The sequence below is a fragment of the Rheinheimera maricola genome (assembly GCF_016918075.2).
GTDB lineage: Bacteria > Pseudomonadota > Gammaproteobacteria > Enterobacterales > Alteromonadaceae > Alishewanella > Alishewanella maricola_A.
Window position 1 is genome coordinate 380719 of record NZ_JAERPS020000005.1, and the last position, 13528, is coordinate 394246.

General features: G+C 48.1%; 13 protein-coding genes and 2 tRNA genes. 1 reads left to right on the forward strand and 14 read right to left on the reverse strand.

Features of this window, described 5'->3' with window-relative positions; translation table 11 throughout:
* Positions 1–81: 81 nt before the first annotated feature.
* The 14 genes from rpsO to rlmE form a co-directional block, all read right to left on the reverse strand.
* The gene (gene rpsO, locus I4W93_RS15235) at positions 82–351 is read right to left on the reverse strand and encodes a 30S ribosomal protein S15 (RefSeq protein ID WP_173501911.1); all 270 of its coding nucleotides are present in this window, start codon (positions 349–351) and stop codon (positions 82–84) included.
* A gap of 122 nt (positions 352–473) precedes the next feature.
* Positions 474–1400 carry a tRNA pseudouridine(55) synthase TruB gene (gene truB / locus I4W93_RS15240; RefSeq protein ID WP_205312419.1) on the reverse strand — a complete coding sequence of 309 codons (927 nt, stop codon included), beginning with the start codon at positions 1398–1400 and terminating at the stop codon, positions 474–476.
* Positions 1400–1852, reverse strand: a complete 453-nt coding sequence (gene rbfA / locus I4W93_RS15245) for a 30S ribosome-binding factor RbfA (protein ID WP_205312420.1) — start codon at positions 1850–1852, stop codon at positions 1400–1402. Before rbfA ends, truB begins: the two co-directional genes overlap by 1 nt.
* 70 nt (positions 1853–1922) lie before the next feature.
* Positions 1923–4607, reverse strand: a complete 2685-nt coding sequence (gene infB / locus I4W93_RS15250; RefSeq protein ID WP_205312421.1) for a translation initiation factor IF-2 — start codon at positions 4605–4607, stop codon at positions 1923–1925.
* A gap of 21 nt (positions 4608–4628) precedes the next feature.
* Positions 4629–6128, reverse strand: coding sequence for a transcription termination factor NusA (gene nusA, locus I4W93_RS15255; RefSeq protein ID WP_205312422.1), 1500 nt, complete (start codon positions 6126–6128; stop codon positions 4629–4631).
* Between the two features lie 29 nt (positions 6129–6157).
* Positions 6158–6613 (reverse strand): ribosome maturation factor RimP, encoded by a 456-nt coding sequence (gene rimP, locus I4W93_RS15260; RefSeq protein ID WP_205312423.1) that lies wholly within the window; start codon positions 6611–6613, stop codon positions 6158–6160.
* 205 nt (positions 6614–6818) lie between these two features.
* Positions 6819–6895 (reverse strand) — tRNA-Met (locus I4W93_RS15265).
* 74 nt (positions 6896–6969) lie between these two features.
* Positions 6970–7054 (reverse strand) — tRNA-Leu (locus I4W93_RS15270).
* Between the two features lie 13 nt (positions 7055–7067).
* Entirely contained in the window at positions 7068–7397 is a 330-nt protein-coding gene (gene secG, locus I4W93_RS15275; RefSeq protein WP_205312424.1) for a preprotein translocase subunit SecG, read from the reverse strand.
* Positions 7398–7399: 2 nt separating this feature from the next.
* The gene (tpiA, locus tag I4W93_RS15280) at positions 7400–8152 is read right to left on the reverse strand and encodes a triose-phosphate isomerase (protein ID WP_205312425.1); all 753 of its coding nucleotides are present in this window, start codon (positions 8150–8152) and stop codon (positions 7400–7402) included.
* Positions 8153–8234: 82 nt separating this feature from the next.
* The gene (glmM, locus tag I4W93_RS15285) at positions 8235–9569 is read right to left on the reverse strand and encodes a phosphoglucosamine mutase (protein WP_205312426.1); all 1335 of its coding nucleotides are present in this window, start codon (positions 9567–9569) and stop codon (positions 8235–8237) included.
* Positions 9566–10405 (reverse strand): dihydropteroate synthase, encoded by an 840-nt coding sequence (gene folP, locus I4W93_RS15290; RefSeq protein ID WP_205312427.1) that lies wholly within the window; start codon positions 10403–10405, stop codon positions 9566–9568. Before folP ends, glmM begins: the two co-directional genes overlap by 4 nt.
* Positions 10406–10500: 95 nt before the next feature.
* Positions 10501–12420: an ATP-dependent zinc metalloprotease FtsH gene (gene ftsH, locus I4W93_RS15295; protein ID WP_205312428.1), complete on the reverse strand. Its 1920-nt coding sequence runs from the start codon at positions 12418–12420 to the stop codon at positions 10501–10503.
* Positions 12421–12478: 58 nt separating this feature from the next.
* Positions 12479–13108 (reverse strand): 23S rRNA (uridine(2552)-2'-O)-methyltransferase RlmE, encoded by a 630-nt coding sequence (gene rlmE / locus I4W93_RS15300; RefSeq protein ID WP_205312429.1) that lies wholly within the window; start codon positions 13106–13108, stop codon positions 12479–12481.
* Positions 13109–13191: 83 nt separating this feature from the next.
* Between rlmE and yhbY the strand changes: the two genes are divergently transcribed.
* A complete protein-coding gene (gene yhbY, locus I4W93_RS15305) occupies positions 13192–13488 on the forward strand; it encodes a ribosome assembly RNA-binding protein YhbY (RefSeq protein WP_205312430.1) in 297 nt (98 codons plus the stop codon).
* Positions 13489–13528 lie beyond the last annotated feature (40 nt).

Sequence of the window (13528 nt, forward strand, 5' to 3'; positions counted from 1 at the left end):
CAGTCAATAGTTAACTTTGGATAAAAATTAATCTTATATATAAAAAAAGGGGCTTAAAGCCCCTTTTTTACTGAATGCGAATTAACGGCGTAAGCCTAAACGCTCAATCAGTGTTGCGTAACGGCTCTGGTCTTTACCTTTTAAGTAATCCAGTAACTTACGACGCTGGCTAACCATACGCAGCAAACCACGACGTGAGTGGAAATCATGCTTATGCTGGGCAAAGTGGCCCTGCAGGTGATTAATAGAAGCAGTTAGCAAAGCTACTTGTACTTCTGGTGAACCTGTGTCGTCTTGCTTAACAGCAAAGTCGGCAACAATTTTTGCTTTATCAGCAGCGCTTAAAGACATATTTAACTCCAAATGTGAGTGAACTAAATAAGGGAATCGCCGATCACTCATCCAGCAGACCCCAAAAAATCCGGCGTATGATAGCATTCTGTTGTCTTTTTACAAGGCGTTTCTGAATACAGCTACTGCGCAGCTGCTGTATTCAGCAACCGGCGCGAACTTAGTACGCCGTTGTTGACCAAACCAACACCGAAGAAGGTATCGTCCGGGCCATGCAGTTTAATCGCCGCAATATCTGCCGTAGTAACCTGGCAATGTTGGCCATGCTGCAAACGGTGTTGCTCCTGCTCTGTCAGCTGCAATTTAGGCATATTAACGATGCCTGCATCCAGCGGCAGTAACAGGGCGTCCATTTGCACAAAGTCATTGGCGCCATGGCATTGTTCTGCCAAGCCATCCAACTGCGCCGGTGTCACCATTTGCTCTGCGGTAAAAGGCCCAACCTGAGTGCGGTGTAGTGCGCCTACATGGGCACCACAACCTAAAGCTTCGCCTAAATCGTCTATCAGAGTACGGATGTAAGTGCCTTTACTGCAATGCACAATAAAGTCTGCCGTAGCACCATCAAACTTAAGCACCTCAAAACGAAAGATACTAATTGGTCTGGCTTCGCGCGGCACGGTGATACCCTGACGCGCATAACGGTATAACGGCTGGCCTTGATACTTCAGCGCCGAAAACATGGTCGGCACTTGTAATATATCGCCGCGAAAGGCAGCTAATGCTTGCTCAAGCTGGGCCTGACTGAATTGCACCGGCTTCTCGCTTATAACTTCGCCTTCTACATCACTGGTGTTGGTACGGATACCAAAATTCGCCGTTACCAAATAAGTCTTGTCGGTATCTAACAAGAACTGACTGAACTTGGTAGCTTCGCCAAAACAGATTGGTAGCAAACCCGATGCCATCGGGTCCAATGCACCGGTGTGGCCAGCTTTTTGTGCCTGATAAAGCCAGCGTACACGCTGCAAGATACCGTTACTGCTTACTTCTAACGGTTTATCCAGCAATAAGATGCCGTTAACAGCACGGGCATTTTTCCGGGCCATTAGTTTGCCGGCTCGTCGCTGTTATCTGTACTATCTGTGCTATCTGCAGCATCGGCCACATCATCCAGTGCCTGGCCCGACTGCAACCGACGCCGATCATCTTCTGCCCGAGCAGTGCTGACCAGGGTAGCCATGCGGATACCTTCGTTTAATGACTCATCAAAGGTAAAGCGGATATGTGGCACTATGCGCGCCTGAATACGTTTACCTATAAGGCTGCGGACAAAACCGGAGGCATCATTCAAAATTTTCAGATTGTCTTCTACTTTTTCATCTGCCAGGCCTAAAAAGGTAACAAACACCTTGGCGTGCGATAAATCGCGTGAAACCTCAACATCAGACACGGTGATCATGCTGTGCAGACGCGGATCTTTAATTTCGCGTTGCAGGATCACCGCCATTTCTTTTTTCATTTGCTGCGACAATCTGTCGACCCGCGAGAATTCTTTCATAGCTCTATTTCCATTGCCCGTTGCAGACAAAACAGGGGCCAAAGGCCCCTGTTTTCTTATTGCGTGCCAGTTACAGGGTACGTTCAACCTGTATAACTTCAAACACTTCGATCTGGTCGCCTTCGCGCACATCGTTGTAGTTCTTCACGCCGATACCACATTCGAAACCGTTACGAACTTCACTTACGTCATCTTTAAAGCGACGTAGCGATTCCAGCTCGCCTTCGAAAATAACCACGTTGTCACGCAGCACACGAATAGGAGCATTACGTTTGATCACACCCTCGGTTACCATACAACCGGCCACGGCACCGAACTTAGGTGAACGGAATACATCGCGTACCTGCGCCAGACCAATGATCTGCTGTTTAAATTCAGGTGCTAACATACCGGTCATCGCGGCACGAACTTCGTCTAACAGCTCATAAATGATGCCATAGTAACGTAAGTCCAGGCCTTCGTCTTCTACCAGCTTACGTGCTGTGCCATCGGCACGTACGTTAAATCCGATAACAATCGCTGATGAAGCAGCAGCCAGCGTAACGTCGGTTTCAGTAATACCACCTACGCCACTGCCAACAATCTTCACTTTCACTTCGTCAGTTGACAGTTTCATCAGTGATTCGGTGATGGCTTCAACCGAGCCCTGTACGTCTGCTTTCAGTACGATGTTCAGCTCAGACACGTCGCCTTCAGTCATGTTAGCAAACATGTTTTCCAACTTAGACTTCTGCTGACGCGCTAATTTAACGTCACGGAATTTGCCTTGACGATACAGTGCTACTTCACGTGCTTTACGCTCGTCTTTAACTACAGTAACTTCGTCACCGGCTTGAGGTACACCGGACAAGCCTAAGATTTCTACCGGAATAGACGGGCCGGCAGTTTTAATTTCTTTACCGTTTTCGTCGCGCATTGCCCGTACACGGCCATATTCAAAACCACACAACACGATTTCACCCTGTTGCAGCGTACCTTCCTGAACCAGGATTGACGCTACCGGGCCACGGCCTTTATCCAAACGTGATTCAATCACTACGCCACGGGCCAAACCTTGCTTAACAGCCTTTAATTCCAGCAGCTCAGCTTGGTTAAGGATGGCTTCGAGTAAGTCATCAATACCCATACCTGACTTAGCAGATACCGGCACAAACTGTACATCACCGCCCCACTCTTCCGAGATAACATCGTATTGAGACAACTCATTACGCACGCGCTCTGGGTCAGCTTCTGGCTTATCCATCTTGTTTACTGCAACCACTAACGGCACACCAGCAGCTTTCGCATGCTGAATCGCCTCTTTGGTTTGTGGCATTACACCATCATCAGCCGCTACTACCAGGATAACGATGTCAGTAGCTTTGGCACCACGGGCACGCATCGAGGTAAAAGCAGCGTGACCTGGTGTATCAAGAAAAGTAACCATACCGCGGTCGGTTTCAACGTGATATGCACCGATATGCTGAGTAATACCACCGGCTTCACCTGCGGCGACTTTAGCTTTGCGGATGTAATCCAGTAATGAGGTTTTACCATGGTCAACGTGACCCATGACCGTAACAACCGGCGCACGAGACTCCAACTCACCTTCACCCTGGCGGTCAGACATTACCGCTTCTTCCAGCTCATTTTCTTTGGTCAGCGTAACTTTGTGGCCCATTTCTTCACAAACAATGGCCGCAGTTTCCTGATCAATAACCTGGTTAATGGTCGCCATGGCGCCCATTTTCATCATAACCTTAATCACTTCTGATGCTTTCACGGCCATTTTGGCAGCCAGCTCAGCAACAGTAATGGTTTCACCAATTTTTACTTCACGTTCAACCGGCTGAGCAGGTTTATTAAAACCGTGCTGCATACTGGTTGGCGTTTTCTTTTTCTTCACATGACGATTGGCGCGATTAAATGCCTCTTTGTCATTGGCGTCATCTTTCTTTTTGCCTTTAACGGCTGGTGCTTTTTTAGCGGCGCCGCGACGTCCTGCACGCTCTTCTTTAGCGTCCACTTCGTCTTCTGCCTGCTTGGCAAATTCATTACTAGTCAGGTGGTAGTCGTCTGTATCAGCTGGCTTGGCTTTTTCTTCCTGCGCCCAACGTTCACTGTTTTCTTCTGCCAGTTTACGCGCAGCTTCAGCTTGCTTAGCAGCTTCTTCTTCCAGCTTACGCAATGATTCAGCTTCTTGTTGCTGACGAATACGATCGGCTTCTTTGCGTGCTTCTTCTTTAGCAGCACGACGCGCAGCTTCTTCCGGATCGTCTTTTAGCAATTGCGCCTGTTTTGCCTCTTCACGACGTTTAGCATCAGCCGCTTTACGCTCAGCTTCTTCTTTCGCTTTAGCCGCTGCAATTTCTTTTGCCTTACGTTCCGCTTCAGCACGCGCATGCTGGGCTTCGGCATTGGCTTTTTCTTCAGCCAGACGCGCTTCTTCCTGCGCTTTTAACATCGCCTCATCAACAATCGGTTTTTTCACGTAGGTTTTTTGCTTACGCACTTCTACCTGAATTTCACGGTTGCGCCCGGCGCCACCCGCTACACTGAGCGTAGTCTTTTCTTTGCGCTGCAATGTTAAACGGGCAGGCTCTGCCGCTTTACCACCATGCTGGGCACTTAAGTGCTCTAGCAGAGATTTCTTTTCATCTTCGCTGACTACCTGACCGGCTGCTTTACTGATACCGGCATCAGCGAATTGCTGCACTAACCGTTCAACAGTAGTACCGACATCACTGGCTAGCTTTTCTATAGTGACTTCTGCCATTTGTGTTGTTACCTCCGTTGACTACTTATTTTCTTCGCTAAACCAAACGATGTTACGGGCTGCCATGATCAGGTCGGCGGCTTGTTGTTCCGACATGGTGACAATTTCCAGTAAATCATCGACACCCAGCTCTGCCAGGTCGTCTAACGTTGTTACCCCTTTACTTGCCAATACATAGGCAGTGTGGGTATCTAATCCTTCCAGCGCTAACAGCGCTTCACTTGGCTGCGCATCTTCCAGCGACTCTTCGCTGGCTAATGCACGAGTGGTTAATACCGCTTTAGCACGGCTACGCAGTTCTTCCACCATAGCTTCATCCAGACCATCGATGCTTAACAGCTCGCTGATCGGCACATAAGCAATTTCTTCAAGTGTGGCAAAGCCTTCATCTACCAGTACGTCGGCGAAGTCTTCGTCAATTTCTAATGCATCAACAAACACCTGCCGCACCTTGGCGGTTTCTTCCTGGTGTTTTTGTTTCATGGCAGAAACTGACATTACGTTCAGTTCCCAACCGGTTAACTGACTGGCCAAACGCACATTTTGGCCGTTACGGCCAATGGCCATTGCCAAATTGGAGTCTTCAACAGCAATATCCATCGAGTGCGCGTCTTCATCAACGATGATAGAGGCCACTTCTGCCGGCGCCATGGCATTGATAACATACTGTGCGTCGTTATCGTCATATAGTACGATGTCAACACGTTCGCCAGCCAGCTCGTTAGATACAGCTTGCACACGCGAACCACGCATACCGACACAAGCACCTACAGGGTCGATTCGACGGTCGTTGCTTTTTACCGATATCTTCGCTCTGGCACCTGGATCACGTGCAGCTCCACGCAACTCGATCATCTCTTCGCCAATTTCCGGCACTTCAATACGGAATAGCTCAAGCAGCATTTCCGGACGTGAGCGACTTAAAAATAGCTGGGCGCCACGCGCCTCTGGTTTTACTTCGAACAACAGTGCGCGAATGCGATCGCCTGGACGATAGGTTTCACGTGGTAACATTTCATCACGGCCCAACATTGCTTCTGCGTTGTTACCCAAATCAACGATGATGCTGTCACGGTTTACCTTTTTAACGACACCAGTAACCAATTCACCTACTTGATCGATATAGGCTTCAACAACTTGTGAGCGCTCTGCTTCACGTACTTTTTGTACGATAACCTGTTTCGCCATTTGCGTAGTGATACGATCAAATTCGATAGAATCAATTTGCTCTTCGTAGTAATCACCTACCTGCACCGACGCATCGTCATATTGCGCGGCAGACAACGTCATTTCGCGGTACGGATGCTCTTGCACCTGGTCATCAGGAATAATCTCCCAACGACGGAACGTTTCGTACGAGCCAGTTTTGCGGTCGATGTTAACGCGAACCTCAATATCGCCTTCATTTTTCTTTTTAGTGGCGGCAGCCAACGCAAACTCCAATGCCTGGAAAATCTTCTCCCGCGGCACTGATTTTTCGTTTGAAACTGCATCAACAACTAATAATATTTCTTTTGCCATTGTTTGTTGCCTCGCTTTGCCCAGATACCTTAAAACACCGGTACCACGTTTGCTTTGTCTATGTTATCCATCAGCAAACGATAGGGTTTGCCATCTACTTCCACTATCAACATATCGTCTTCAATAGCTGTTAGTACGCCTTTAAACTTGCGCCGGCCATCCTGTGGAATGGCCAGTTTTACTTCAATTTTTTGTCCCACCACTGCAGCATAATGTGCTGGTGTAAACAGTGGACGATCCAAACCCGGTGAAGAGACCTCTAACAGGTATTCATTGGTGATAGGATCTTCCACGTCCAAAATTGCACTGACTTCACGACTAACCAGCGCGCAGTTGTCAACATTGACACCGTCAGCATGGTCAATATATAGCCGTAAAGTTGAATGACGACCAGCCTGCACTAGTTCAAGCCCTAACAACTCAAAGCCTGCCGCTTCAACTGTTGGCAGCAATAGCTCTGTCAGTTTCTGTTCTTGCTTGTTCAACACGACCTCCGGAAAAGCTGCTCTGTTTGGATTGTTACCCTAAAAAGTAGCAACAGCAGCAAATAAAAAAAGGGCGTTTAGCCCAATACTGCGTAAAACTGAGTCTGCAGATACGAAAACGCCCCGAACTAGCGGGGCGAATGGGCATCCAATCAACTAACATATCGCCAATGTTAGTTGAAATTCTAATCACTTCATAAGAAGTTGGTTGCGGGAGCCGGATTTGAACCGACGACCTTCGGGTTATGAGCCCGACGAGCTACCAGGCTGCTCCATCCCGCGTCCGTAATTGGCGCTTATTATATAGCGCTGACTGGTTTATCGCAAGCATTGCCTTGGCAAACTGTTGATATATTTGGTGCCGAGAGCGGGACTTGAACCCGCACGTCCGAAGACACTACCCCCTCAAGATAGCGTGTCTACCAATTTCACCACCTCGGCAGAAAATCTTTACTTAGTTTCCGACGGGGATATCGCTAGCGTCGTCTTTCTTCTGTTCAACCTGTTCAGTAACCGGCACTGACAGATCTTGCCATTCATCTACTTGCTTGCTTTGGCCTGCGCTGAAGTTACCCAGCACTATACTCAAAACAAAGAAAATGGTGGCTAAAATAGTAGTGGTTTTGGTAAGGAAATTGCCTGTACCGGAAGAGCCGAACACGGTAGCTGAAGCTCCTGCACCAAAAGCGGCACCCATATCAGCACCTTTACCGTGCTGAATTAACACCAAACCGATTAAAGCCATGGCGACTAACAAATATACTGCTATAAATATTTCGTACATGCTTATTCCTTTGCACCTTTTGTAACTGCAAGGCAAATTTGCGCAAATTCTGCTGGTTTCAGGCTAGCGCCACCTACCAGCGCACCATCTATGTCGGCTTGGAGAAATAACGCAGCACAATTGTCTGCATTAACACTGCCGCCATACAATAATTTCACCTTTACTGCCGCTTGCGCGTCGTATTGAGCCAGATGTTGCCGGATAAAAGCATGCGTTTGTTGCGCTTGCTCCGGTGAGGCTGACTCACCTGTACCTATGGCCCATATTGGCTCGTAAGCGATCACTGATTTCGCCAGTAATTCGGGCTGCGAAGCATACACCGCATCAAGTTGCCGTGCAATAACCTGCTGCGTTTTTTCTTGTTGTCGCTGTGCTTGTGTCTCACCTACACAGAGGATAGGTATTAAGCCTGCCTCTACAGCGGCAGTCAACTTGGCCGCCACCACTATATCCGTTTCAGCATTTAAAGTACGCCGTTCAGAATGGCCCACTATAACGTAGCTAGCGCCAGCTTCCAGTAATAGCGCGGCACTGAGCTCACCGGTATAAGCACCGCTTTTTTCCTGGTTAAGATTCTGTGCCCCCAACGCGAAATTAACAGACGTAGGAAATTGTCTGAGTAAGGTTGCAGGTGGACACACCAGCACATCGGCCCCCTCTGTTGGCACTGATACCAGTGCCAGCGTTATTTCCTCGACCAGAGCGGCAGAACCGTTCATTTTCCAGTTCGCGGCGATCAGGGGAGTACGTTGCATGCGGCTATATCCTGTTATAAGTCCGGCGCGATATTAACTAACCACGCCGATGCAAACAAGTAAAAGTGGCGTATTTGGACAATCAACTGGCGATTTTTACCGCAGCGGCGATCCGTTCTGCATATTGACGCACGCTCGGTTCATGTTCACCTTCGACCATGACCCGGATCAGCGGCTCTGTGCCGCTTTTGCGGATCAGCACCCTGCCACTGCCATTCAACTCGGCTTCCACATCAGCAATGACTTGCTTAACGTGCTGTTTTTCCAGCGGCGCGGTGCCTTTCTCAAATTTAACATTTAACAGCACCTGCGGCAGCTTGTGCATACCTTGGCTAAACTCCGCCAACGTCATGTTGGCTTCAATCATCGCATTCAACACCTGCAGCGAAGCGATAATTCCGTCACCGGTACAGGTGTAATCAAGGTTAAGCACGTGGCCAGAATTTTCGCCGCCGATGCGCCAGTTGTTTTCTCGCAGCATTTCCATTACATAACGGTCGCCGACTGCGCTACGGGCAAAGGGAATATCCAGCTTTTTCAACGCAAGTTCTAAGCCTAAGTTACTCATTTGGGTGCCAACAACACCGCCTTGTAACTTATTTTGTGCTTTTGCTGCCCGGGCAATAATGTATACAATCTCGTCGCCGTCAATCACACGGCCAGTGTGGTCAGCCATCATTACCCGGTCACCATCACCGTCATAGGCAATACCCAGATCTGCCTGACGTTCTATTACCGTTTGCTGCATAAGCTCGGTATGAGTGGCACCACAGTGATCATTAATATTCAAGCCATCCGGGCTCGCGCCGATGACAATTACTTCTGCGCCCAGTTCTTTGAAAACCGCCGGTGCAATATGATAGGTAGCACCATGAGCACAATCGATAACGATTTTCATACCACTTAGCGACAAATGATTTGGCAGGTGGCTTTTACAAAACTCAATATATCGGCCGGCAGCATCGTCAATACGCTGTGCCTTACCGAGTTTTTCTGAACTCTCACATACCATTGGTTGTTCCAGCTCATACTCAATAGCCAGCTCAACCTCATCAGGAAGCTTAGTGCCATCAGCAGAGAAAAACTTAATACCGTTATCATAGTAAGGGTTATGCGAAGCACTAATCACAATGCCTGCCTCAGCGCGAAAGGTACGTGTTAAATAAGCAACCGCAGGGGTTGGCATTGGCCCCAGCAAACGCACATCAATACCCGCCGCAATTAGCCCCGCTTCCAGTGCGGTTTCCAGTAGATAGCCTGAGATACGTGTATCTTTACCGATCAGAACTTTACGTGTGCCCCGCTGTGACAATACCCGACCGGCTGCCCAGCCCAGTTTCATGGCAAATTCTGGCGTTATCGGAAAGTCACCTACCCGCCCACGCACGCCATCGGTACCAAAATATTTTCTGCTCATGCTTCAACTCCATACTGCATCGCTGTCACAACCCTGACTGCCTGCACGGTTTCTTTAACATCATGCACTCTGATAATCTGTGCACCTTTCATTGCCGCAATAGTAGCGCAGGCCAGACTACCTGCCAAACGCTCGTTTGCCGCATTATTAAATAATTGACCTATCATAGACTTGCGCGACATACCCGCTAGTATAGGGTAGCCTTCGGCGACGAGCTGCTCTAATTGCTGCAGTAAAGCGTAGTTGTGGGCTAAACTTTTTCCAAAGCCAAAGCCCGGGTCGAGGATAATATGTTGCTTGTCGATCCCCGCACTCTGACATTGTGCCGCGCGATGCAATAGAAACTGCCGAACCTCAAAGATAACATCCTGGTAATGCGGATTATGTTGCATTACCCTGGGAGCCCCCTGCATGTGCATCAGACACACCGGTACATTGGCAGCTACTGCAACATCGAGTGCACCAGGCTGCTGCAATGCGCAAACGTCGTTAATGATATCAGCGCCAGCCTGAACCGCTGCTGACATCACCACAGCTTTACTGGTATCGATTGATATCACACAATCAAAATGCTGCCGTATAGCGGTAATTATGGGGATAACCCGACACAGCTCTTCTTTTTCGGTCACTGCAGTCGCACCTGGGCGGGTTGATTCACCACCAATATCGAGGATTTCAGCGCCCTCGTTCAGCATCTTTTCTGCCTGGTATAAAGCCGCGTCCAGGCTTTGATGCTGGCCGCCGTCAGAAAACGAATCAGGGGTCACATTTAAAATCCCCATCACAACAGGACGACTTAAATCCAGCTGGCGCTGGTTCGGCAATGACAACACCATAAAAGCTCCGATACCTAAATTTGTTAACACTTATCCGTAAAAATAAACCCCGGCAAAACCGGGGCTTGGATTAAAGCGTAATCAGCGACAGCATATCAATGCAGATTGCCTTCAGATGGTTTTTCTGAGGCGGTATTGTCATCTTTGCTTGCATTGGCATCTGGCTTGTCATCGGAACTTGGCTTATCGCGCGGCTCCCAGTTTTCTGGCTGACGCACATCACGTCGTTGCATTAAGTCGTCAATTTGCTTTGCATCGATGGTTTCATACTTCATCAACGCATCTTTCATCGCATGCAGAATGTCCATATTCTCTTCCAGCATAGTTTTAGCTCTGCTGTAGTTGCGATCAATGATGGTTTTAATTTCTGTGTCAATCAGAGCGGCGGTTTCATCCGACATTTGTTTAGATTTGCCCATGCTACGACCAAGAAACACTTCACCCTCTTCATCGGCATACAACAGTGGCCCCAATTTGTCTGAGAAGCCCCATTGGGTAACCATATTACGAGCAATTGAAGTGGCGTACTTAATGTCTTGTGACGCACCGGTTGAAATATTGTCTGAACCAAAGATAAGCTCTTCAGCTAAGCGGCCGCCATATGCCACAGATACTTTACTTTCCAGTTTACGCCGGCTGACACTAATAGCATCCGCTTCTGGTAAAAAGAATGTCACGCCTAACGCTCTGCCGCGAGGAATAATAGTGACTTTATGCACTGGATCATGCTCAGGTACCAGACAGCCGACAATAGCGTGACCAGCCTCGTGATAAGCGGTCATTTCTTTCTCAGCTTCCGACATCACCATGGAGCGACGTTCTGCGCCCATCATAATTTTGTCTTTCGCCCGTTCAAACTCATCCATGCTCACTACACGGCGATTACCTCGAGCAGCAAATAACGCCGCTTCGTTTACCAAATTGGCTAAATCAGCACCCGAGAAACCAGGTGTACCACGAGCGATTACTGATGCCTCAACACCCTCTGCCAATGGCACTTTGCGCATGTGCACTTTAAGAATTTGCTCACGACCACGCACATCCGGAAGCCCCACCACCACCTGACGGTCGAATCGGCCCGGCCGCAGTAACGCAGCGTCTAGAACATCCGGACGGTTTGTGGCAGCAATAATAATAACGCCCTCATTGCCATCAAAACCGTCCATTTCTACTAACATCTGGTTTAGTGTTTGCTCGCGTTCATCATGCCCACCGCCTAAACCGGCACCACGTTGGCGACCTACGGCATCGATTTCATCGATGAAGATAATGCAAGGCGCTGCTTTTTTGGCTTGCTCGAACATGTCGCGCACCCTGGAGGCACCAACCCCCACGAACATTTCGACGAAGTCTGAACCGGAGATAGTAAAAAACGGTACTTTAGCTTCACCGGCAATGGCTTTAGCCAACAAGGTTTTACCTGTGCCTGGTGGGCCGACCATTAAAATACCTTTAGGGATTTTTCCACCTAGTTTTTGAAAGCGTGACGGGTCGCGTAAATAATCCACCAACTCGCTAACTTCTTCTTTCGCCTCGTCACAACCGGCAACATCAGCGAAAGTAGTTTTTATCTGATCTTCTCCCATCAGGCGCGCTTTGCTTTTACCAAATGACATAGCGCCCTTTCCGCCGCCACCTTGCATCTGCCGCATGAAAAATATCCATACGCCAATTAACAGAAGCATCGGGAACCAGGAGATAAAAATAGTTGCCAGCCAGCTACTCTCTTCTGGCTTACTACCCAGAGTTCTGACATCGTTTTTAATCAGGTCATCCAGCAACTTTTCATCATAGCCGCCAGGAATAACGGTTTCGAAGCGTTCGCCGCTGCGTTTAACACCATTAATCACACCAGTACGCTCGACTTTCACCTCACGGATCTGGCCCTGATTTACCTCATTGATAAACTGAGTGTAACTGGTTTGTTGGTCAGCCGTATTGCCGGGGCCAAAGCTATTAAACACTGTCATTAAAACTACAGCTATTAACAACCAGACAATCAAATTCTTTGCCATGTCACTCAAGGTTATAACCTCTTCTTACCGATAAATAGATAATTACCCGACTACTTTACTAGACTTTGAAGCCGGTCGCTACGATATATGTCTCACGCGAACGTGCACGGGACGAATCGGGTTTACGGATCTTTACTGTGGTAAAGGCTGCACGCACTTCTTTTAAAAATTGCTCAAAGCCATCACCCTGAAATACTTTGACCACAAAACTGCCATTTTGCTTCAATACTTTGCGACACATATCCAACGCTAACTCGACCAGGTAAATTGATCTAGCCTGATCCGTTGTATCATTGCCACTCATATTGGGCGCCATATCAGACAACACTACATCTACGTTCTGACCGTTAATCCGGCTCAGTAGTGCATCCAATACTGCTTCATCACGAAAGTCACCTTGTAAAAAGCTCACGCCGTTAATCGGGTCCATCGGCAGAATATCGCAGGCTATCATGGTGCCTTTGTCGCCAACAAGCCCAACACAAAATTGTGACCAACTTCCCGGCGCGGAGCCTAAATCCACCACTGTCATACCGGATCTAATCAGCTTGTCTTGCTGGTTAATCTCTTCCAGTTTAAATGCCGCACGTGAACGCAGGCCTAACTTTTGCGCCTTTTGTACAAATTGATCATCGAAATGCTCTTTCAACCAGCGTGTGGAGCTGGCAGAGCGCTTTTTCTTGGTCATGCTGTCACTCTTGATTAGTGTTATGCGTTAGATGGCGCTACAATAGCGGAAATTCAAGCGCTACCCGCAAAAATGAGCATTTTATGAGTTTAACCAACAAACAGAAACAATTTTTAAAAGCTAAAGCACATGAACTTAAACCTGTTATTTTGCTTGGTGGCAATGGCCTTACAGAAGGCGTAGTAGCAGAAATAGAAGTGGCATTAAACTTCCACGAGTTGATTAAAATTAAAGTACCGACGGAAGATCGGGAACAAAAAGTGTTAATCATGGATGCCATTGTTCGTGAAACCAAGGCGGATAAAGTACAGGTTATTGGCAAAACGCTGGTACTGTTCCGCCAGAGTAATGATAAAAAAATCGTACTGCCGCGTGGCTAAGTAAATATTAAATATAAAAAAAGCGCCGGAAGGCGCTTTT